The following is a 23,299-nucleotide window of genomic DNA, read 5'->3' as shown; positions in this document are numbered from 1 at the left end:
AGGGCAATTACCTATATTTGATAGATATTTACAGATGAAAAAATATAAAAATATATAACAAAATGTTACACTTGCAACATTTTGTTACTGAAATTTCAGTAATTTTGAAAAAACAGTTACACTTTTTAAAAAAAAGGTATTGAACAGATACAATTTTTATGAAATAATATAATTGTATCTATAAATAACAGATACAATTATAAAATAAAGGGGTTGATTGTGATTACAATTAGCAGAAAAGAATGGACAACAAGGAGAATAGTGTTATTGGGATTATTTATAGCAGTAAATATGGCAGCTACATATATACATATACCTATAGGACCCAGTATGATGCATCTTGGTACTGCAACATTATTTATTACTGCACTGATATTAAATCCAATGGATTCAGCCATAGCATCAGGTGGAGGTATGTTTTTATTTGATATATTTGGAGGATTTTTTAGCTATGCTCCTTTTACATTGATAATTAAAGGAGCTATGGCATATATTGTGGCTAACATATCGCAATCAAGAAAATTCAATGGAGAAAATATTTATATGAATGCATTTGCTTATTTTGTAGGAGGAATAATATCCCTTGTGGGATACTATTTTACAAATGTATATTTCAGTGGAAATTTTGTAGCGCCATTGAGTAAAATTCCAGGATCCATACTAACAACTAGTGTAGGTATAATCATTGCGTTACCTATAGGAATACAAGTAAAAAAAGGATTCAAAAAACTAGAAGTCCAAAATGCATGATATGATTTTGTATGACACACATTTGCGTAATTAGTGACATGAAGATTTCATATATGGTATAATAACTCCAAATGCTGTAGGAGGGTTAACCATTGGATTACAATGATATAATAGAATACGAGAAAGACCTAATAGAGAAAGTTTTTGAATTTACCACAGATACGATTAATAAAGAAGGATGGAAGGATATAAAGATTTTTTCCTTTAATGGTATAGATGAGACACATAGGGAAGCAGTAATGAATTATTGGTTTATACTAGATTATGTAACACCTAATGGAAAAAGATTTATTGAACTTTTTATTGAAAAATATAAAGATAGTTTAAACGATGAAGAGTTATATGCATATGAGAGTATTAGAGAAAGCTTTTTATCTTTATATGAGATATTAGAGATAAAAGGGGAATATGTTTATGTAAAAGATTTAATTTTAAACGAAGAGCGCCTAGTTCGAGAATCTAGTATTTCTAAAGAGGATATAAAACCAGGATATATAAAACTATCTAGAATAGCCCATGTTAAAGGGAATACGGTATTTTTTGGTATAGATTCTTATCTATATCCCAGTGTGAAAGATGAATTTATATCTTTAATAATGGATATGTATAAAGATATATCTGATGAGCAGGGACTAACTATTGAAGAATTTTTGAAGAGATATAGTTATATACTTTATAAGGCATATGATTACTTTTATACTGACTATATGGATGAAGAGGATATGGATGCTTACAATGAAGATGTAGAAGACATTATTGAAGATTTTGGAGACTTCATGATTAATGTTCAGGGAATAAGTGAAAAGACTTCTATAAAACATATGAAGGTAATAAGGGGATATTATGATTATTTTTTACATCAAGAGGATGCTATATCTGATTTCAATGAGGATACTATAGTGAATTTTATTGAATGGGGAATAGATGATGGATATTTTATATCTAAAAATGATTTGTTGCAAACTATAACATCGGTGAGAAAATATGCAAAATATTTAAATATAAAAGATATAATAGATAAACATACCTATAATGACATATTAAGAGTGACCAAAGATAAGGATTATTATTTGGATATATTTTATTCCTATGAAGATGAGAAAGATTGTGAAAATGTTATTGTAAAAGATTTTTCTTTTGATCAAGGTTTAGAGAGGATATTTGAAAAACATATTGATAATAAAAAGATTAATATAGTAAATGATTATATTAATTTTTTAACTTATATAAAAGAGCATGAGGTAAAGCTAACTAAGATAAATAAATTTATAAATAGAGAGAATATTATTTCGTTAAATAATATTATGACTAATCCAGAAGTATTAAAGAGTGCACCCAATCAAATAGATGTTTTACTGATACATTTATTTTATCTATTCTCTATAGATAAGGACATATTTCATATAAATGGAGAGTTATTGGAATTAGGGGAAAAGTATAATGAATATATAAAATTTAGTTGTTCAAAAAAGGCATCACTATTTCTGATTTATATTTGGAAAGAATGTGATTGGAAAAGGCTTGTAAATGATGATTTTTTCAATGATACTAAAGAATACAATAATAGAAACGCAATATTGGAGCATCTAGCAGATTTGAAACCAGGAATGATCTATAATTATAAAGAAGTTATAAATGCCTTCGTAAATGTAGATATTGAAAAAATTGTAGAAGATATTGAAGATGTGGATGATATATTTGAGTTCATATATGAGAATGGCAACCTAATAGATATTAGAATGACCGATATATTCAATTCTAAAATCACCTATTATTTTAATGCATTAGGGATATTTGATATAGAATATACTAAAAAATTGAATCATCAGGATGTAATTGATGGAGAACATATATATACTATAAAAATGAACAAACTAGGTATAGATATATGTAAATACCTAACTAAGGGATATAATAGGGAAGGAAATGTGATATATCTTAGTGATAAATTTTGATTTAAGCCTCCTTAAGTTTAACTTAAGGAGGCTTATTGATTTATATTTCCATATTTAACAAAGCTGAACTTAAGGATTTACCATGTTTATCTATTGCAAGGGATCTAGTTACTCCTCCACCTAATGCATTATGCATTACAAAGTTTAAGGCTCCTATATTAGGCAGTTCGTATCTAACTACTTCTCCTTTAACTATATCTTTAAACCATTCTTTCACTACTGCAGGTGTAACATATTTTTTTATTTTTTCATAATCCTCAATATTATATACTATAAGGGATATATTAGATAGATTTCCCTTATCTCCTGTTCTTGAATGAGCAATTTCTCTAAGTTTCATTTTTATACCTCCTCGTATAAGATATTAGTATCAATATCTTTCCTTGGTATGAATATTGATGCCATAGATATTATTTTTTTTACAGATTTTGTGGCTCCACCACCAGCTGCGGGCCCATTTGTATATAAAGCTTCTACTTCATTTCCAATAGTAGTAGCATTTTCTTTTGATTTTGTTCGTGCTGCTACTCTAAGTCTTACTTCAGGAGCAATTGACGAACTTAAAGTATTACTTATCTGATCTTTATATAGTGAATTTATACCTATTAAATCTATACGAAGTTCTTTGGTAGAGATATTTAGCATTTTCAATCTTTTTTCAACTATTTTTCCTGCTAATTTAGCCCTTTCATAGGCACCTGGGCCACCATAACTTATTTCTCCCTCACCTATAAAGCAATCAAAATAACCTATACTTGCTTTTAGGGTATCGGTTTTTTCTATGCCATTTCCTCCACTGATTTGTACTTGGTCATTGTCAATTTGTTGTATTGATACATTGGAGAAATCGGCTATAACATCAGGAGTTATATATCGTTTTGGGTCATGGATTTCATATAAGAGTTGTTCTTTACAAGTAGACTCTGTAACTTTACCTCCTGAACCTTGTACTTTAGTGATTATTGCATCTCCGTTTTTATATACATTTGCAATAGGAAACCCTAATTTGTATAAATCATCTACATCTTTATATCCGGGATCGGCAAAGTATCCACCTGTGATTTGGCCTCCACACTCTAGTAAATGACCAATTAATGTACCTTTTCCAATCTTTTCATAGTCTTCTAAAGACCAATTGAATTCATAAATCATAGGGGCTAAGAATAGAGCAGGGTCTGCTACTCTGCCTGTGATTATTATGTCAGAATCATTTTCAAGTGCTTGAAGTATACCATCAACGCCTAAATATGCATTGGCAGAAACTATTTCACCTTCTAATTCTTTTAAAGGTTTTTCTGTTTCAAGAACTTTCATATCCATATATTTTGATATATTATCATATATATTGTCTCCAATTACAGCGGCTATTTTGAGCCCTTTTATATTTAATTCCTGAGCTATTTCTTTTATTTTTCTTATTGCTCCTTCGGGATTTGCTGCTCCCATATTTGTTATTACTTTAATATTTTTTGATTTACATATAGGGAGAATTTTTCTCATTCTATATTCTAAAAGATGATTATATCCTTTTTGTGGATTTTTCATCTTTTCCTGTTGTGCTATGGCTATAGTTCTTTCCGCTAAACACTCAAAAGCTATATAATCTATATCACTTTTTTCCATCATCTCTATAGCAGGTTCTATTCTATCTCCAGCATAACCTGCACCACAACCTATCTTAATACTTTTCATTCTGAAATCCTCCATTTCTATAAACAATTTTTTTACATAACTATTGCACCAGTTATTATTGCAATTATTAGCATTACTATAGTAGTCAAAAATGCTAATGGTATAGTCTTTTTTTGATGTTCTCCTAAATCTACTCCTGTAAGTCCCATAAGTAAAAATGTAGAGCCTGTTAATGGGCTTACTGGGAATCCGGTAGTCATTTGTCCTAATATTGATGCCCTAGCAACATTTACAGCATCAATACCAAATCCTTTAGCAGCTGAAGATAAGACGGGCATTACCCCAAAATAAAAAGAATCTGGATCAAATAGTAAGCTGGCAGGCATAGAAAATATTCCTGTGATCAAAGGAATTTGTTTGCCTAAAGAATTAGGGATTGCCTTTACAACCACATTAGACATTTCTGTAATCATACCTGAACCCTTTACTATACCTATAAATCCACCAGCTGCAAATAGTATGCTAGCCATCATTAGAGCAGCCTTGGCATGGGCATCTACTCTATCTCTTTGGGCCTTTACATTTGGATAATTTACTACTATAGAAATTGAAAATGCTATCATAAATATGATGTGAGGTGGAAGTTTACCTGATATCAAGACACCAATAGAGACTATAATTAGCATTAAGTTTATAGGAAACATTTTCGGTCTTGCTAAAGCAAGTTTATCTTCAGCAATATTTCTTTCTACATTTATATCTTCAAGTACTATATTTCCTAACCTTTTCTTCTCTTTTTTTCCCAACCAGTAGGCAACTAATAATATAAAGATAACTCCCCCGATAAATGCAGGAACTAGAGGATTAAACAATTGTGTAACCGGCATTTCAAGAGCTGTAGCCGCTCGCAATGTAGGACCTCCCCAAGGAAGCATATTCATGGTACCTGCAGAAAGGGCTGCAATGCATGCCAATGTGGTTCTTCTCATACCTAATTTATCATATAAAGGTATCATTGCTGGTATCGTTACTAAAAAAGTAACAGCACCAGAGCCGTCTAAATGAACCAACATAGCCAGTATGGCCGATCCCATTACTATTTTAATAGGGTCTTTACCTACTACCTTTAAAATTTTATTAATAATAGGATCAAAGGTTCCAGCATCGGTAAGTATACCGAAAAATAGTATGGCAAATATGAACATGGTGCCTACAGTTGAAATATTTTTTATGCCATCAGTCATAAATTTACCTAAATCTTTTCCAAAACCTCCTATAGTCGCAGTAATAGTAGGTATAACTATTAAAGCTACTGTTGGAGAAAGTTTTTTAGTCATTATCACAATTAACAATAATGCAATAGTGATAAAACCTAATAATGCAAGCATGAAATCAACCTCCATTTTAATATTACCGCGCGGTTATTAATTTAATATTGCACATACTGTGCCAAAATACAAAGGGCTTATTTAACAAATAAGAATATAATAAAAGAATATACGTTTATAAAAAAGTAGAAAGTTTTGTTAAAAAGATATCATAAAACTTACAGATTAGCTATGAAAAGGTTTTCTAATTTTCTAGAAAACAAAAGTATATTTCTAAAAAATTAGAAAGCATCCTTGATGGTTTTCAAAGATGCTTTGAGATTACTTTGTATTTGAAAGCTTGTTATAAAGCGATGCTAAGGAGATGCCTAGAGACTTAGCGGCCATTTTTTTACCTTTAACGGAATTGCCATATTTATGTAGGGCTTTGTTTATTTCCTCTATTTCTGACTCTCTTACTACTTGTTCTAATGGGCGAATAGATATTAAATTTTTTTGTATTCCCACTTGTTGTATAATTTTTGGCAAATCTCTAACATGAATTATGGAGTCATCTGTCATATTAGCTGAAAATTCTATTACATTTTTAAGTTCTCTTATATTGCCTGGCCATTCATAGCTTATTAATAACTTTTTTGCATTATCCGAAATCTCTAATCGCCTTTTTAATTCTCGCTGCATATTATCTAAAAATTGATTAGATATAGGTATTATATCTTCAAGTCTTTCTCTTAGTGGAGGTATAGTAATGGGGAAAATAGCTATTCTATAGTATAGGTCTTTTCTAAATTTGTTATTGTTTACCAATGAGAGTAGGTCCCTATTAGTCGCAGCTACAACTCTTACATTTATTGGTATTTCATATAAGCCTCCTACACGTCTAATAGTATTTTCTTGAAGTGTCCTTAACAGCTTAGCTTGAAGACCATAATCCATTTCAGATATTTCGTCTAAAAAGATAGTACCTCCATTGGCTACTTCGAATAGTCCAATTTTTCCCCCTTTTTTGGCCCCTGTGAAAGATCCTTCTTCATAACCAAATAATTCACTTTTAAGAAGATTAGAGTCTAAAGATGCACAATTCACAGCTATGAAGGGCTCATCTTTTCTACTGCTTTGGTTATGTATTGAATGGGCAAATAATTCTTTACCAGTACCACTTTCACCTAAAAGAAGTACATTGGTGTCTTTTCTTGCAATCTTTTTTGCAAGCTTTTTTGTGGATTCAGATTTAGGATCTTGAGAAATTATATCTTCAAAGGTATATTTGGATTTTTGAATACTTTTAACTCTATTTTGTAAATTTTTTATAATTTTATGGGATTTATTGAGTTCTTTAGTAAGTTTGTATACATCATTAATTTCAGTAACAACAGATATGCCGCCTATAATATGACCAGCATCGTCTTTTATAGGGGACATATTGACAATATATTCAGAATTCCCTTCTAATCTTGGAACTCTTAAAAGTTTTTGACCACTGTTAACTACATCAGGAAGTCTGGCACCAGGGCGGATTTTAACAAGTGGTTTATCTATGATATTTTCTTTGGTGACACCAGTAATTCTTGTATATGAAGGATTAATATATTTAACAATAGATTTTTTATTAATAATCAAGATTCCATCATATAGTGAGTCTAAAATTATCTTAACCCAATTATTAATTAACACATACCTCCACTCCTTTATATATGTTGACCTTATTATAGCATAAGTGTTGATTAATCAGTATAATAAATAAATTGTTTTTTCAATATTGATATATTTTAAAATAAGGTTTTCACAATTGTATGTTAATATATAAATATGGTATAATATGTCCTGAAAAAAGAATAGTATAACTTAAATGTTTTAAATCATATAATATATATATATTATAAAACTGTTTTGAGGGTGATTATTTTGAATCAGCAACTGGGTATATCTGTTCATAATGTGGGGTTGGATTATATTGCTAAGAAGAATTTTAAAAGGGTGCAATTATGTCATAACTTTTCCAGTACTAAAGATATAACTTCTTTATTGAAGCTTTCTAGAAAAAGTTCTATAAAAGTGGGTTGTTATGCCCCAATATTTCATCAGTTTGATCCTACTACTACCTATTATTTACATAGTAATAAAAGGTTAAGAGATGCAGCTTTTGATATATTGGAAGAAAATTTGAGAATGGTTAAAGGTATGCCCACAGATCATATGATAGTAAAACTCATATCTAAAGATATGGACAAAAAATTAAAGGGAGATCAAATAAAAAAAATGGCAATGGAAGGCAGTGACAGGCTTCAGTTGCTAGGGGAAAAGTATAATATACCTATCTTTTTAGAGTATTCAGGATATGATGATAGGTTGTATAAGCCAGAGGACTGGAAGGATCTAGTTGAAAAGCATGATATGTTAGGATTGTGTCTAGATACGGGGAATTTGCATTTATCATGTAAATTGAATGGGATGAAGTATTGTGAGTCTCTGTCTAAAATAATTTCTGAAGTAAAAGTTGTACACCTATGGAATACTAGGGGATTGGAAGATATAATGAAATACGGTAAAATACCTGTTCATCCAGAACAGAGTAAAGAAGAAGGATGGATTGATATAGAGAGTACAATAAGGATTGTACTTGAACATGATAAAAATACACCCATAGTGTTTAGGTCTGATTTTAAATACAATGGATTTGAATATGGTCAAGAGGGAATTGACTGGGTGAATGGAATTATAGAAAAAATTGTAAATGAATAGCTTATAATAATACTACCTAGGAAATCATTCCTGGGTAATTTTTTTGTTCAGAAAACTTTTACAAATAGTAAAATTTGTTATAAAATATTAGCGATAGTTTTTTAATAGTAAATGCAGTTCTTAGTGTTTAGCTCTTAGTCGTTAGGGAAGAAGTGGGCACTAGTGCCCACTAAGAACTAAGAACCAAGAACTAAGAACCAAGAACTAAGAACCAAGAACTAAGAACCAAGAACTAAGAACCAAGAACTAAGAACCAAGAAAAAGAGGTGAAAAAATGAAAAAAGAATGTTATCTGTTTTTATAATTGCAATGATACTAATAATGCCCATAACTAATATAACAGTAGCATCTCAAAAACAGAGGGTAAATCCATCTAGGAAGGAATTAGAGAAAAGGATTGAAGAGATAGCTAGAAAGAGGGGGATACCTTCAGTATTGCTTAAGGCTATTGCCAGAGTGGAAAGTGTATATAAACATTTCAATACTGATGGTACCGTATTCACTGGAAGTAGGGGTAGCATAGGTCTTATGCAAATACATAATAGGGGAGCTGGATTTGATACTAATAAATTAAAATATGACATAGACTACAACATAGATGCTGGTGCAGAGATGCTTTTAAGAAAATGGAATGTGGCAGTGGACAAGCTACCAGATGTAGGAAATATGGACCCAAATGTATTAGAAAATTGGTACTTTGCGTTATGGGCATATAATGGATGGGCAAAGAGTAATAATCCAAATATGAGATTAAAAAAGTACACATATCCAGAGCTTATTCAAAAGATATTAAAGGAAGAGTATAATCAGGATATTACGTTGATTCCACCAAAATGGTTGCCAAAAAGTGGACTACCTGATAAAAGCACCAAATATAATACTCCAAACCCTATCCATAAAGGAGATATAGAGTTTTATAAACCAGGAGATACAGTAAAAGTTGATGTCAATACTACATTGATGGTTAGAAATAATCCTGGTGGCGCTTCTATAGGAAAATTTAGTAATGGAGCTATACTAGATGTGCTGGAAGGACCTAAATTAAATAAAGGATATTATTATTATAAGGTAAAGAAGAGTTCTGGAAATATGACAGGATGGGTAGCTGGTAATTGGATAGAAAAGGCAGAAGATGTAGTAAGTAAACCACCTGAAGTATCCAATGAAAATCTACCATTTGAAGATATAGCAGATTCGTGGTCAAAGGAATATATAGTATATCTTAATAATCATGACATAGTTAAGCCTAGAGAACAGAATTTTAATCCAGATATGTATATAAGTAGAGAAGAACTTTGTGATATATTGGCTAGGGCCTTAAAATTAGAAGCAGAAAATTATGCCCTAATATATGATGATGTAGACGAAATAAGTCCTTGGGCATTGGAGTCTGTAAAGGCATTGGACAAGTCAGGATATATATATGGATTTGTTGACAATAAATTCAGACCTGAACACTATGTAACTAGGGAAGAAATGGCCGTTATATTGACTAGAATTATGGGTAAAAGGGATGTCCAGTATGAGTTACCATTAAAAGATGCTGTATTGATAGAAGAGAGTGCGATGGATTCAGTAAAAAATGTCTATGATAGGGGATTGATGAAAGGGGATAGCGATGGACTCTTTAATCCTAAGGAAAAATTGACAAAGGCTGAAACTTGTAAGATAGTATATGAGTTACTGAACAAAAAAAGTTAGTGATTTTAATTAAAAATAATAAAAGCCCGATGTTTTATAAAACATCGGGCTTTTATTATTTAACTTGATTATTTTTTTTACGATAATATAATGAAAGAAGTTTGTCTAATTGTTGACTTATCTTTAGTATCTTGTTAGGATCTTCTCCTAATGAAATAGATTCATTGAGCTTGTCCCTAATCTCTTCAATTTCATCATTTAAATTTGTAAAGTTATTTTTATTATACATAGAATCACCTGCTTTTAATTGAGTAGTAAAATGTTAGGATAATATCTTATGAAATTTGTACCCACTATATACCAACAGAAACATTAAACTGCAATAAACTGTTATTTGAAAATCTTATATAGAACTAGAATTTGAACTATATGGAAATTTATTTATGATATTATTTTGACTCTTTTTCAGGGAAAAGAGGTAATATTTCATAAGTAATTTCTTCTCCATTAATTGTGAATTCCATATAAGAAATATTGTCAATGTTTAAATCATTTCCTAGACTTCCTTTGTCTATTTCCATATACCTTATACCATCTTTTAGATTAACTTTAGTCTTGTTTCCTCCATATATTACCCATATTTCTTTGTCAAAGTTCAAGAAATCTTTTAAAACTCTGTGGAATAAATCGGCTTCTAAATCGTCTGAAAAACCATTACTTCCAAATATAGGTTCAGGCATAAGTATCACTACATTTTTCTCATTAGAATTATAGAGATAGTTTTTAAGCCACAACCATTGTTGAGCATCTGTATTTCTTATGCCTCCATTACTATCATCTAATTGCATAAATACGGAATCACCATGGCTAAATGCTTTAGATCCATTGGTTATAGGGACAATATTTGTATTTTTATCCTCTAGTAATATATCATTTAATGGACTAAAGGTAAATGCTACTTTATCATCATTTAATATTTTTGAAATCTTATTATTTATTTGGTGTTTTAGTAGATTATCTGTATTGTTGATATGGTTAAATATAGTGAATTTAAGACCACCTTCTTCTAGCTCTACATGTCTATTTTTTTGATCTTTTATAGATGTTTCTTCTGGAAGAACCATCATATCAAATTCTGTATGATAAAGTGCTTTTAAATCATCAAATAATATGTGACCAATATCTTTATTTATAGGACTAGTTTCTACTACATATATCTTGTCTAAAGTTATGGGACCAGATATATTTGATGGGATATTTGCTGTTATCCACTTCCATCCTTCCCAGTCTACTCTTTGGGCAAAATCTATATTATAACTTTTGTTTTTGCTGTCCTTTATTTTTCCTCTGACCCAATGGTTACTATTATTACCATATACCCACATGCCAAGTTTATCTGGCACAGAGTTTATGGGTAAACCTTGTTCGCCAAAATTTAAATATGCGGCTCTAGTGTCATCAGTAGTAGTAAAGTCATACATCAGTTTAGCTGACGATGAACCTTCTTTATCTTCTCTATCTAAGGTTATTTTACCTGTCACAGTATCTGGATAAGAACTAAAATCAAGTTTAGATATATCTTCAAAACCTTCCAATGAGAACTCTTTGTAACCTATTGAAGCCAGTACATTTTTTACTCCTTGTCCAATATATGCGGTCAATGCACCAGAAGAGGGTTCTTTATTGGTGTAGAGGATACCGTCTTCTATATCACCTATATCACCTGATATCTCCCATTTTATATCTTTAGGAGATATTTTAGACATGAATCCATCATTATTTATACCATAGATATCATCAAATATCTTAGATAAATCTACTTCTGAATCAGTGTCTAGGTGGATTTGATCTTCTTCTATGACGATTTCGTTTACCGGATTTAATACTGTTATATCTAGTTCATTCTTTTCTCCTTTATATCGGGCAGTTACTGTAGCTTCTCCTGATTCCTTTGGTATCAATATATTTTCATTAAACTCTCCTTCAATACCATCAATATCAAAATCTACATCTTCTATATCTACTGCTACAGGATTATTATATTTATCATATCCCTTTATGAAAAATTCCCTTGAAGTGTCTGGAAAAACATTTGTATCTTTAGTTATTATTTCTATATAATCTAAATCTCTTTGTGGTGCACTTGAATATACCCCTAGACCATTTATGACAGATCTCTGATTACCATCGGAGGGATGATTAACTACAATGGGCTCATCTTTATCTTTTGGAGCTATAGCCATAGTAGTAGAGCCTCCTCCATCTAGATTTATAGCATCATATGCACCTAAGTCTATCATTATTTGTGCCATAGTTTCTTGACTTACACCTTTAAATGATTTATGTCGTCCATCCACAGTAACCATAATAAGTGTGTCTTTATTTTGTGTAATTCCTGCAGCTGTTCTGGGGTGGTTACCCTTTATATTTATAGCAAATTCTGTCATCTGTCCATTTTTAACTAATAGGGAGCCTCCACCTATGGCTGCTGAAATTTCTTCAAAATTGGGAGACGTTGTTATATTGAGCATTGCTTCATCTCCTATGTTAAAACTATTTAATAAAAGGTCCTTTGCATTATCCCTTCCTACTAATACAAAACCATCCTCAGGCATATCTGTAGGTTCTTGTCCTACTCTTATATCAGTAACTATGCCATCTTCTATTATGACTTCAGCCATATCATTGAAGAAAGTATTTCCCAATGTCTTTTCTCCCCAATATTTATTAAACATCCTTACTTCTCCATAGACCTTTGCATCTTTATTTAAAGAGTATACAGTTATAGGAGTTCCATTTTGAGTGATAACCTCCATATTCCATTGCCATATATCTATATTGGCAAATTTATTTTCAGATATAGATAACACAGGCAAATCTTGGACATTGCTCATTGGTGACGCCAGCATATCTCCGTTAGAAATCATAGTGCCCAGTGGAGAAGACTTATGATATGTAGCGAAAAAGTCTCCATTTATTCCAGCTACTGCTTGGGAATCTTTAACCATTTGAGATATTCTTCCTCTAGAGGAAAGTCCATTTTTACTAAATAGTGGGATTACATCTGTATATTTATCAGTTAAATCAGCTCGTACCACATTTATATTTATCCAACCTTCAGATGTAAATCTTCGTATATGTTCATAGGTTACTGAACTAGTTATTTTTTCTATGGAAGTATCCTCATGGATTAAAAAGGCTTTTCCAAAGTCTACAGCCCATCCAACACTAAAACTTGAGAAAAAAACAGATGTGGCAACAGTACCAACTATAATTTTTTTAATGAATCTATTCATACCGCAAACTCCTTTCTTATTTTCTAAAACCATAAATTTAACTGGTCTTTATTTTTTATAGATGTGATTATCCTATCTCGTGCATCGGGGATGTCTTTGTATATTTTTTTCATAAGTTGCTTTACCTCTTCTCGTTTTGTATTCTTGTCCATCGGGCAGGGGCTTTCTACTATTGGTATATTGTGTTTTCTCATTGCACCTATTATTTGAGCCTCTGTGACATATATCATCGGTCGTATGGCATAGATATCTTTTCTAGATAAATAGGTTTTAGGAGAAAAAGTAGCCAATCTACCTGAATAAAACATACTAATAAATAATGTCTCTATAGCATCATCACTATGATGTCCCAATGCCAAAACATTGAGTCCCCTTTTCTTCATAGAGTTATGAAGGACGCCTCTACGCATTTTAGCACATAGGGAACATGGATTTTTTTCTTTTCTAATATCAAATATTATTTCGGCAATCTGTGTTTCTTCTATGGTATAAGGAACATCTATAGTTTTACAAAATTCTTTAATAGGATTTAAGTCAAAATCTTTAAATCCTAAACTAACAGTAATAGCTTCTAAATCATACTTAACAGGGCTAAATCGCTGAAAAAGTTTTAAAGCGTGGAGTAAAATCATACTATCTTTTCCTCCTGAAACACCTACAGCAACCCTATCACCTTCTTCTATTAGATTATATTCTTCTACAGCTTTTCTTATAGCACCTAATACTCTTTTCAATATAAAAAACCTCCAATATTACATATACAGATATATTATATAATAACTATATTATAAACTCATTACAAATAAATTACATACATATTAAGTTAGTAGTTAATAGCTATATATGGCAAATTTTACAAAGAATATACCTTTAAAAGAGGAAAATACATATTATTGTAGAAATAGTTAGTATATCCAATAGATACAATTAGTTTGAGGAATTAATGATTGGAATTATTGTGGTATTTTGGAAGATGAAAGATGTTATATGAAAATATATTTTTACATGAGAAGGGGAGAAGATATGAAAAGGGTGGACATGATAGTAAAGGCACCTCATTTTTATACTATGGAGGGGCAAGGTGTTGGATATAAATCAAAAGTTGCTATGGTGGTTGATTCAGGAAAGATTGTGGCAATAGATAATGAAGACATCATTGATAAAACATATATTGGTGAAGAAGTCCTGTTATTGAAACATCATGCTATCTTTCCTGGATTTATAGATGCCCATATGCATACGGGATTAGCTATTATGAGAGGGCTTGCTCAAGATACTAATAATTGGATGATGTATGGGCTGCAACCCTTTGACAATGTAGTTACAAAGGAAGAAAAATTTGCTGGAAGTAAATTGGCTATTATAGAAGCAATAAAGTCAGGGACTACTACCTTGGGAGACTATGAATCATATATGAATCCTGTCTGTAATTTCATTTATAAAATTGGGGCAAGGGGAAATATTACTCAGACTATACGAAATGCAGAAAAAAGAGTATATAAACCAAAAGAATTATATGAGTTTGATGAATCCTTGGGTGAAAAGTCTTTTCAACGGAATATAGAATTATATAATAGATGGCATAATAAAGGCAATGGAAGGATTAAGATACTTTTTGGTCCACAAGGACCTGATTTTGTAAGTAAAGAACTACTATTAAAGATTCAAAAAGAGGCAAAGAGAAAAAACACAAAGATTCATATGCATACCCAGCAAGGAGACAGAGAAACCTACCAAATTGTAAAAAGATATAATAAAAGGCCTATCCAATGGTTAAAAGAAATAGGATATTTAGATGAAACATTAGTAGCTGTACATCTAACTGATGCCGACGATGATGAAGCCAAAATATTGGCTAAAAGTGGAGCTTCAATGATTGTATGTCCAGGATCTATAGGTATTATAGATGGAATTGTACCACCTTCAACTGTATTTCAACAAGTTGGTGGTAATGTAGCCCTTGGTTCAGATCAAGCTCCAGGGAATAATTGTCACAATATAATAAATGAAATGAAACTAGTTACACTTTTTAATAAGATAAAATATAGAGATCCAGAAGTCATGCCTGCGTGGAAGGCACTTAGAATGGCTACCATTGAGGGGGCGAGGGCAGTGGGATTAGGAGAATTAGTTGGGTCATTAGAAATTGGTAAAAGAGCAGATTTTATAGCTATAGATATTAGAAGACCATCGATGTCACCGGTTTTCACTATTCCAATGAGGAATATAGTGCCGAATCTAGTCTATAGTGCTAGGGGGGAAGAAGTAGTCCTCTCCGTAGTTGATGGGAAAATTATACTCAAAGATGGGAAGATCACTGGTATAGATGAGGAAGAGTATCTTGAAGCTGTTGGTAAATATACTCATAGTATTGGTCAGAGGGCATCAAAGGAGTTTTTTGAAATAAATGGCACTAATGCTCAGTTTATGAAGAATAATAAATTGTAAAATTAAGGGAGAAGGCAGTTATTAGGTATTAGTTAGTGGTTAGTAGTTAATGGTTGAAATCCATAGGATTTCAACCATTAACTACTAACTCTTTTATTTCTTTTATCATATTTCAATGAATTATAATAATATGATATAATATATATCGAAAACTGATATCGGAATACGATATAAAAATGGAATTTGAGGTGGTGTAGATGAAGAATAAAATCATGAGGAGATTATTTTTAGGATTCATTCAAATCCATATATTACATCATGCTAAAGAAGAGCCTTTTTATGGTTCATGGATGATAAAAGAATTGGATGAACATGGATACGATATGAGTCCTGGGACTTTATATCCTTTGCTACATATGATGGAGTCTGAAGGGCTTCTTGAAAAAGAAGAGAGAGTTGTCAGTGGAAGGGTAAGAAAATATTATAAGATAACAAATGATGGTATAGGGGTTTTGGAAAAAGCTAAGGAAAGGGCATATGAACTATTCCATGAAATTAAAGATTGATAAAGAGGAGGGAAATTTTGTGTTCAGTCTTCAGAAAGTAAAATATAAAAATATATTAGATATAAAAAATCTTACAATTCCCAGTGGGAAAATCACATGTATTGTTGGCGAAAGCGGCAGTGGAAAGACAACCCTATTGAAGTTGTTAAATAAACTAGTTAGTTATGACAGCGGAAAGATCTTTTATAAAAAGCAGTCTTTAAGAGATATTGATTCTGTTGAATTGAGAAGAAAAGTTATAATGTTATCTCAAACGCCAGCAATATTTGATGGAAATATAAGACATAATTTATTGATGGGACTATATTTTTCTCAAGTACCTATTGTGTCAGATGAAAAAATGTATAGAGTATTAGAGGAAGTTAAATTAAATAAACAATTAGATGAAGATGCTGAAAACCTATCTGGTGGTGAGAAACAAAGGCTTGCACTTGCTAGAATAATGTTATTGGATCCTGAGGTGTATTTACTAGATGAACCATCTTCATCATTAGATGAACAGACAGAAGATATGATAATAAGGAAATTGGTAGAATATACTAAAAAAATGGACAAGACACTTATAATGGTCACCCATTCAAAGAAAATTGCTGAAAATTTTGCAGACAATATTATTGAAGTAAAATCAGGTCAAATAATCAATAAGGGAGAATTGGGCAATGAACAATAATATTATAGATCTGAATATATTCCAGATGTTAGCTGCCTATATTTTTGTAGTAATTGTATTGGTAGTAGTAAAGATTAGAGGTATATCTAGAGAAAGGCAAATATTGATTTCTGCCATAAGAATGACTTTACAATTGATTTTAACAGGGTATGTACTCATTTATGTATTTGATATAATGAATCCTATAATTACAATTTTAATAATTGTGGTGATGGAAGCATTTGCTATTAATAATATATATAAAAGATGTAAAATTAAGCTTTCTAATAAAGTTAAGAAAATAATTGCATTGTCTATGGTTATAGGCACATTATCCACACTTATTTTTTTCTTATTTGTAGTTATACATATATCTCCTTGGTATAATCCTAGGTATTTTATTCCCATAGCAGGTATGCTTATAGGGAACTCTATGACGGGCATTTCATTAGGGGTAAATAGGTTAGTAGATGGGATGTATAGCCAAAGACATATTATTGAATCTGCATTGATGCTTGGAGCAACGCCTAAAATGGCATCTAAAAAAATTGTAAATAGTGCATTCGATTCTGCAATTTTACCCACTATCAATTCTATGGTGGGAATGGGTATAGTATTTTTGCCTGGGATGATGACAGGTCAGATACTATCAGGTATATCACCTGTTACTGCTATACAGTATCAAATTGCAATCATGTTAGGGATTCTAGGCAGTGTTACATTGACTACAATTGTATTTGTGCATTTAGGGTTTAGAACTTTTTTTAATAAAGAAAGTCAACTTATATTTGAAGAATAACTATCTATGCTATAATGAAGATATGGAGTTTTTATACTCAATCTGAAAAGTCTAATGAGTAAAGACGAGAGGTGATTAATGATGAAGCTTGCTCATATTGCTTCAAGTGTCCAGAATATTGCTAAAGCTATAGAAAGTGTTATAAAGGTTGATGTGACCATTGTGGACAATACTTTGAATAGAATAGCTGCCACGGGTAGGTACAAAAACCATATTGGAGAAAAAGTAAATAGATATTCTGTATTTGGCTATGCACTGGAGCAAGGAGAAGGTTTTATTATTGAAAATCCTAGAAATCATGTGGCATGTCATAGATGTGAAAATATAAAAGACTGTAAGGAATATGCGGAAGTTTGTTGTCCTATAAAAGTGAATGATAAGACTATTGGTGTAATAGGACTTATTGCATTTGAGGAGAGTCAAAAAAAAGCTATTATAAACAATAAGACAAATCTTATGGAATATTTAAATAGAATGGCAGATTTAATTGCATCAAAGTTACTAGAAAGGGAGAAGACCCATAGAGTAAAACTTTTAGCAAAGGCATTGGAAACAGTATTACATTCAGTAGATAGGGGTATTATTGCTGTTGATAAAAAAGGATTAATAATTCATTATAATAAGAAGGCTGCTCAATTATTTAAAACAAAAGGAAATGAATTGTATAATGAAGATATAAAAGCATTGTTGGGGGATTTTGACCTAGACAATTTTATTATAAGTAGTATACCTATAAAAAATAGAGAGTTTAGTTACAAAAGAAATGGACATTATTTTAGAGGTGTATTTGATGCAAATCCCATATTGATAGGAGAAAAAAATCTTGGATTTGTTTTTGTATTTAGCAATATCTCTGAGGTGCTAAGTGTAGTCAATGATATTGCCACAAGAACTATGATGACAAGCTTTGAACATATTATAGGAAATAGTGACTGCTTAAAAAAGGTAAAAGATCAGGGGAGAAAAGCAGCAGAATCAACATCTACAGTGCTGATACAAGGAGAAAGTGGAACGGGAAAAGAATTATTTGCTAGGGCTATACATTTTCATAGTGATAGAGCCAATAAGCCCTTCATTCCCATAAATTGTGCTGCTATTCCTGAACAGTTACTAGAGAGTGAACTTTTTGGATATGAGGAAGGAGCATTTACTGGATCAAGGAAGGGTGGAAAGGCAGGTAAATTTGAATTAGCCCATGGAGGCACTATTTTTTTAGATGAGATTGGAGATATGCAGATACACCTCCAAACAAAGCTTTTAAGGGTATTACAGGAGTATGAAATAGAAAAGGTTGGAGGCAAGGAATTTATTCCTATAGATGTGAGAATTATAGCTGCAACAAATAAAAATTTGGAAAAGCAAGTTTTAGAAGGTGCATTCAGAAAAGATTTATTTTATAGATTAAACGTAATCCCATTAAATATTCCTCCATTAAGAGAGAGGGTAGAAGATATAGGGATTTTAGTGACACATTTCCTTGAAAAATGTAATAGGAAATTAAATAAAAATATTTACAATATTGATGATTATGCATTGAATCTCCTTATGAATTATAAATGGCATGGTAATGTAAGGGAACTGGAGAATACAATTGAATATGCTGTAAATATGTGTACTGTTGATAAAATAACTTATTTAGATTTGCCCCCTAGATTGAGAAATGGAGATATAGAAATAAAGAAGGAAAAACAAGATGAAATTATACCTATTAAGGAATTGGAGATAAGAGAAATAAAAAAGGCAATAGACTATTTTGGAGATAGTAAATATGCCATAACAAAGGCAGCTCAATCATTGGGAATAAGTAGGGCAACCCTTTATAGGAAGCTAAAGGAATATGAAATAAAATAGTCTTAAAATGAGACTGAAATCTCATTTTAAGACTATTTTATTTTAATTTCATCTCATTATGAGAAAATTTTAAAAACAAATGTTGGAATTCCAATATTTGTTTTTTGGCATATATATTGCAAACTATATATAGAAAGGGAGTTTGATATTATTCAATAATTATTTGAGAACTATAAATGGGGGGATTTTTGTGGAAATGAGAAATCTTATAGTTAATACATTGAAAAGGGAAGTGGTACCTGCTATGGGCTGTACAGAGCCGGTAGCAGTAGCTTTAGCCTGTGCCAAGGCAAAGGAATTGTTAGACTTTAGTTGTATAGAAAGGGCAGATATCTATGTAAGCCCCAATATATATAAAAATGGATTGGGCGTGGGTATACCCAATACCAATGAAGTGGGACTATATATTGCGGCATCATTGGGATTAATAGGGGGAAAAAGTGAAAAGGGGTTGCAGGTTTTAGAAGGAATTGAAAAAGAAGATGTTATTTTAGCAAAGGAGTTATTAAAAAACGAAAAAATTTCATTGGGAATTAAGGATACTGAAGAAAAGATATATATTGAAGTAAATTTATTTACTGATGAAGGAGATAGTAAGAGCATCATACAGGGAAAGCATAATAAATTCGTGTATTTGAAGAGAAATGATGAGGTTCTATTAGAAGAGAGATATGTCAACATAAGGAGTAATAATATAAATTTATTATATACATTAAAAATAAATGACATTATAAAGGAAATAGAAAAAATATCCTATGAAGAGATTGCTTTTATGATGGACGGTATCAATATGAATGAACAAGTGGCAATGGAAGGACTTAAGGATAAAAAGGGTATGGGGGTAGGTTATAGTCTATGTCAAAATGTAAAAAATGGCATGTTATCCGATGACTTAATGAATTCTGCAATGGTACTTACTGCTGCTGCATCAGATGCTAGAATGTCTGGAATCAATATGTGTGTAATGAGCAGTAATGGTAGTGGAAATAATGGATTGACGGCTATATTACCCATCGTGGCTTATAAAAATAAATTCAATGTGGAAAAAGAAAAGTTAGCAAAGGCATTGGCTATTAGTCATATTATAAATAGTTATATTAAATATTATATAGGAAGACTATCGGCCCTTTGTGGTTGTGGTGTTGCTGCTGCAACAGGGGCAAGTGTAGCAATATCATGGTTGATGGGGGCAAATGAAGAACAAATTAATGGAACCATAAAGAATATGCTTGCCAATGTAAGTGGTATGATCTGTGATGGTGCCAAGGTTGGATGTGCATTGAAGCTTTCAACTTCAGCTGCTATTGCTGTACAATCAGCATTTTTGGCTTTAAGCAATAATATTGTACCAGATAAGAATGGTATTGTGGCAGAGACTGCCGAGGATACTATAAGAAATTTAGGTATATTATCAAAAGAAGGAATGGGTATTACTGATGGGGTTATATTAAAAATTATGAAAAACATGCAGACGATATAGATTTACTAAGGACACCATAACATACTGTTGCATATAATAGTATAGATAGAAATACTGGGAAAGGAGCATTATAATGTCATTAAGCAGGGTGAAGGCATCCTTAGTAAATGAAATCAAAGCAACAAGACAATTTAAAGAGCTAAAACAGGCACAATCTAATCTAAATAAAAATAAAAAAGTAAAGGAACAATTGGAAGCACTTCAAATAAGACAAATGGAATTATTTAAATCTAAAAGACCAGCTAGAGATATGGAAAGACAAGCAAAACAAATAGAAAATGAATTTCAAATTTTATCTAGATATCCCGAAGTAAGTAGGATGACCAAAGCAACAGACAGTTTTAATAAAGTTATGGGTAGTATATATAAAGATATAAGCTCTATGTTAGATATGGAGTTAAAGTCATAGTTATTTTTTCATATAAAAAGAGGGTAGCTTCGAAGAATAAAGCTACCCTCTTTTTATATCCATTTTAGAATAGATTTTCCCTAATTAGAAAAACTAATGTAAATAAATAAAAATATAATAGGGAGGTTTATTAATGGACAATGCTATGTTTTGCTACCAATGTGAACAGACTTTGGGAGGAAAGGGATGCGTTAAATCAGGGGTATGTGGTAAAACATCTACTGTAGCCAATCTACAAGATGTTTTAATCCATGAATTAAAGGGAATCGGATTTTATGGACAAAAAAATTTGGAGAAGGGACTAAAGATTAGAAGTGAAATCAGTAAATTTGTGGTAGATAGTATGTTTGCCACATTAACAAATGTGAATTTTGATCCCAGTAGATTTGTAGAATATATTAAAAAGGCAGAGGAAATAAAAGAAGAGCTTAGAAATGCCGTTGGTGAAATTGAAAATGTACCAGCAGAGGCAAATTATAAAGCACCAGAGACAATGAAAGAAATGATAGAAGAATTGGAAACAGTGGGGATAATGTCTAATGAAAAGTTAGATATGGATATTCGTTCACTGAGGGAATTATTGATATATGGATTTAAAGGAATGGCTGCCTATGCCCATCATGCATATATTTTAGGGAAATTTGATGAAGGAGTGAATAATTTCTTTTATAAAGGGTTAGGAGCTACTATAGATAATAGTTTAACCGTAGAAGATTTATTTAATCTCAATATGGAGTTGGGCAAGACTGATTTAAGATGTATGGAATTATTAGATGCCGCTGTTACTGAGAGATTTGGCAATCCAGAACCTACAGAGGTATTAATTACAAAGAAAAAGGGTCCATTTATTATTGTATCAGGCCATGATTTTAAAGATTTAAAGGAATTATTAGAGCAGACAGAAGACAAGGGAATAAATATATATACCCATTGTGAAATGCTGCCGGGCAATGCATATCCAGAACTTAAAAAATATAAGCATTTAGTTGGAAATTATGGTGGTGCATGGCAGAAACAACAGGAAGAGTTTGATGGTATCCCTGGATGTATATTGATGACTACTAATTGTGTACAAAAGCCTAGAAATAGCTATAAGGATAGACTGTTTACCACCAGTATAGTAGGTATGCCTGATTGCCCCCATATAGAAGAAATTGATGGGAAAAAAGATTTTACTCCAATTATAGAGAAGGCACTGGAATTAGGTGGGTGGCAACAGGATGAACCAGAAAAGAGAATACCAATAGGATTTGCTCATAATACTATATTGAGCCATGCAAATGAGATTATAAGTGCAGTTAAAGAAGGAAAGATCAAACACTTTTTCTTGATAGGAGGTTGCGATGGTGCCAGACCAGGTAGAAATTATTATACAGAGTTTGCAGAAAAGACTCCAAAAGACACCATAATCTTGACGCTAGCATGTGGAAAATTCCGTTTTAATAAACTAGAGTTAGGTACAATTGCTGGTTTCCCTAGAGTGCTTGACTGTGGCCAGTGTAGTGATTCATATTCAGCAATTAAGGTTGCAATTGCATTGGCAGAGGCCTTTGATTGTGGTGTGAATGATTTGCCCCTTTCATTGATACTTTCTTGGTACGAACAAAAGGCAGTAGGTATTCTTTTAGCATTATTATCCTTGGGTATAAAGGATATCCGCCTTGGCCCCACATTGCCAGCATTTATTACCCCTAATATTCTTCAAGTATTGGTAGAAAAATTTGGACTGAAACCTATTTCTACACCAGAACAGGATTTGGAAGCCATATTGGGATGAGATAAATTTTAATGTAATTTTTTATAAAGACAAAAC

General features: G+C 31.6%; 19 protein-coding genes. 12 read left to right on the top strand and 7 right to left on the bottom strand.

Translation table 11 applies throughout. From position 1 onward, the window contains the following. Window positions 1–219: 219 nt before the first annotated feature. Together Q326_RS0115125 and Q326_RS0115120 are read left to right on the top strand one after the other, a co-directional pair. Window positions 220–750 carry an ECF transporter S component gene (locus Q326_RS0115125; protein ID WP_026896117.1) on the top strand — a complete coding sequence of 177 codons (531 nt, stop codon included), beginning with the start codon at window positions 220–222 and terminating at the stop codon, window positions 748–750. A 92-nt stretch (window positions 751–842) separates the two neighbouring features. Beyond that, complete coding sequence (locus tag Q326_RS0115120) at window positions 843–2,705, top strand: hypothetical protein (RefSeq protein ID WP_026896116.1); 1,863 nt, start codon at window positions 843–845, stop codon at window positions 2,703–2,705. A gap of 40 nt (window positions 2,706–2,745) precedes the next feature. Here Q326_RS0115120 and Q326_RS0115115 read toward each other — a convergent pair whose 3' ends face one another. The 4 genes from Q326_RS0115115 to Q326_RS0115100 form a co-directional block, all read right to left on the bottom strand. Continuing rightward, the gene (locus tag Q326_RS0115115) at window positions 2,746–3,045 is read right to left on the bottom strand and encodes an AtuA-related protein (RefSeq protein WP_026896115.1); all 300 of its coding nucleotides are present in this window, start codon (window positions 3,043–3,045) and stop codon (window positions 2,746–2,748) included. Window positions 3,046–3,047: 2 nt separating this feature from the next. Beyond that, a complete protein-coding gene (locus Q326_RS0115110; protein WP_026896114.1) occupies window positions 3,048–4,397 on the bottom strand; it encodes an acyclic terpene utilization AtuA family protein in 1,350 nt (449 codons plus the stop codon). A gap of 32 nt (window positions 4,398–4,429) precedes the next feature. Next, window positions 4,430–5,725, bottom strand: a complete 1,296-nt coding sequence (locus Q326_RS0115105) for a CitMHS family transporter (protein WP_026896113.1) — start codon at window positions 5,723–5,725, stop codon at window positions 4,430–4,432. A gap of 261 nt (window positions 5,726–5,986) precedes the next feature. Continuing rightward, complete coding sequence (locus Q326_RS0115100) at window positions 5,987–7,339, bottom strand: sigma-54 interaction domain-containing protein (protein WP_026896112.1); 1,353 nt, start codon at window positions 7,337–7,339, stop codon at window positions 5,987–5,989. Window positions 7,340–7,570: 231 nt separating this feature from the next. Here Q326_RS0115100 and Q326_RS0115095 point away from each other — a divergent pair, with 231 nt between their 5' ends. Next, complete coding sequence (locus Q326_RS0115095) at window positions 7,571–8,407, top strand: sugar phosphate isomerase/epimerase family protein (protein ID WP_026896111.1); 837 nt, start codon at window positions 7,571–7,573, stop codon at window positions 8,405–8,407. 285 nt (window positions 8,408–8,692) lie between these two features. Continuing rightward, a complete protein-coding gene (locus Q326_RS0115090) occupies window positions 8,693–10,108 on the top strand; it encodes an S-layer homology domain-containing protein (protein ID WP_026896110.1) in 1,416 nt (471 codons plus the stop codon). A 55-nt stretch (window positions 10,109–10,163) separates the two neighbouring features. Here Q326_RS0115090 and Q326_RS18360 read toward each other — a convergent pair whose 3' ends face one another. From Q326_RS18360 to Q326_RS0115075, 3 genes are all read right to left on the bottom strand, one after another. Next, entirely contained in the window at window positions 10,164–10,337 is a 174-nt protein-coding gene (locus Q326_RS18360) for an aspartyl-phosphate phosphatase Spo0E family protein (protein ID WP_084489681.1), read from the bottom strand. 160 nt (window positions 10,338–10,497) lie between these two features. Then, entirely contained in the window at window positions 10,498–13,344 is a 2,847-nt protein-coding gene (locus tag Q326_RS0115080) for a phosphodiester glycosidase family protein (protein WP_026896109.1), read from the bottom strand. Window positions 13,345–13,367: 23 nt separating this feature from the next. Beyond that, window positions 13,368–14,078 (bottom strand): tRNA 2-thiocytidine biosynthesis TtcA family protein, encoded by a 711-nt coding sequence (locus Q326_RS0115075; protein WP_026896108.1) that lies wholly within the window; start codon window positions 14,076–14,078, stop codon window positions 13,368–13,370. 289 nt (window positions 14,079–14,367) lie between these two features. Here Q326_RS0115075 and Q326_RS0115070 point away from each other — a divergent pair, with 289 nt between their 5' ends. The 8 genes from Q326_RS0115070 (at window position 14,368) to hcp (ending at window position 23,263) form a co-directional block, all read left to right on the top strand. Then, entirely contained in the window at window positions 14,368–15,792 is a 1,425-nt protein-coding gene (locus tag Q326_RS0115070; RefSeq protein ID WP_026896107.1) for an amidohydrolase family protein, read from the top strand. 197 nt (window positions 15,793–15,989) lie between these two features. Further along, complete coding sequence (locus Q326_RS0115065; RefSeq protein WP_026896106.1) at window positions 15,990–16,298, top strand: PadR family transcriptional regulator; 309 nt, start codon at window positions 15,990–15,992, stop codon at window positions 16,296–16,298. Between the two features lie 19 nt (window positions 16,299–16,317). Then, the gene (locus Q326_RS0115060) at window positions 16,318–16,968 is read left to right on the top strand and encodes an ABC transporter ATP-binding protein (RefSeq protein ID WP_026896105.1); all 651 of its coding nucleotides are present in this window, start codon (window positions 16,318–16,320) and stop codon (window positions 16,966–16,968) included. Beyond that, the gene (locus Q326_RS0115055; protein WP_026896104.1) at window positions 16,958–17,746 is read left to right on the top strand and encodes an ABC transporter permease; all 789 of its coding nucleotides are present in this window, start codon (window positions 16,958–16,960) and stop codon (window positions 17,744–17,746) included. Before Q326_RS0115060 ends, Q326_RS0115055 begins: the two co-directional genes overlap by 11 nt. A gap of 78 nt (window positions 17,747–17,824) precedes the next feature. After that, a complete protein-coding gene (locus tag Q326_RS19145) occupies window positions 17,825–19,597 on the top strand; it encodes a sigma-54-dependent Fis family transcriptional regulator (protein ID WP_026896103.1) in 1,773 nt (590 codons plus the stop codon). Window positions 19,598–19,793: 196 nt separating this feature from the next. After that, a complete protein-coding gene (locus Q326_RS0115045; RefSeq protein WP_034602543.1) occupies window positions 19,794–21,077 on the top strand; it encodes an L-cysteine desulfidase family protein in 1,284 nt (427 codons plus the stop codon). Window positions 21,078–21,150: 73 nt separating this feature from the next. After that, window positions 21,151–21,486 (top strand): YlbF/YmcA family competence regulator, encoded by a 336-nt coding sequence (locus Q326_RS0115040; RefSeq protein WP_026896101.1) that lies wholly within the window; start codon window positions 21,151–21,153, stop codon window positions 21,484–21,486. Between the two features lie 133 nt (window positions 21,487–21,619). Beyond that, the gene (gene hcp, locus Q326_RS0115035) at window positions 21,620–23,263 is read left to right on the top strand and encodes a hydroxylamine reductase (RefSeq protein WP_026896100.1); all 1,644 of its coding nucleotides are present in this window, start codon (window positions 21,620–21,622) and stop codon (window positions 23,261–23,263) included. Window positions 23,264–23,299 lie beyond the last annotated feature (36 nt).

This window comes from Clostridiisalibacter paucivorans DSM 22131, assembly GCF_000620125.1.
Classification (GTDB): Bacteria; Bacillota; Clostridia; order Tissierellales; family Clostridiisalibacteraceae; genus Clostridiisalibacter; species Clostridiisalibacter paucivorans.
Note: the sequence above shows the minus strand (reverse complement) of the source record. Positions and strands in the feature narration are given on the sequence as shown.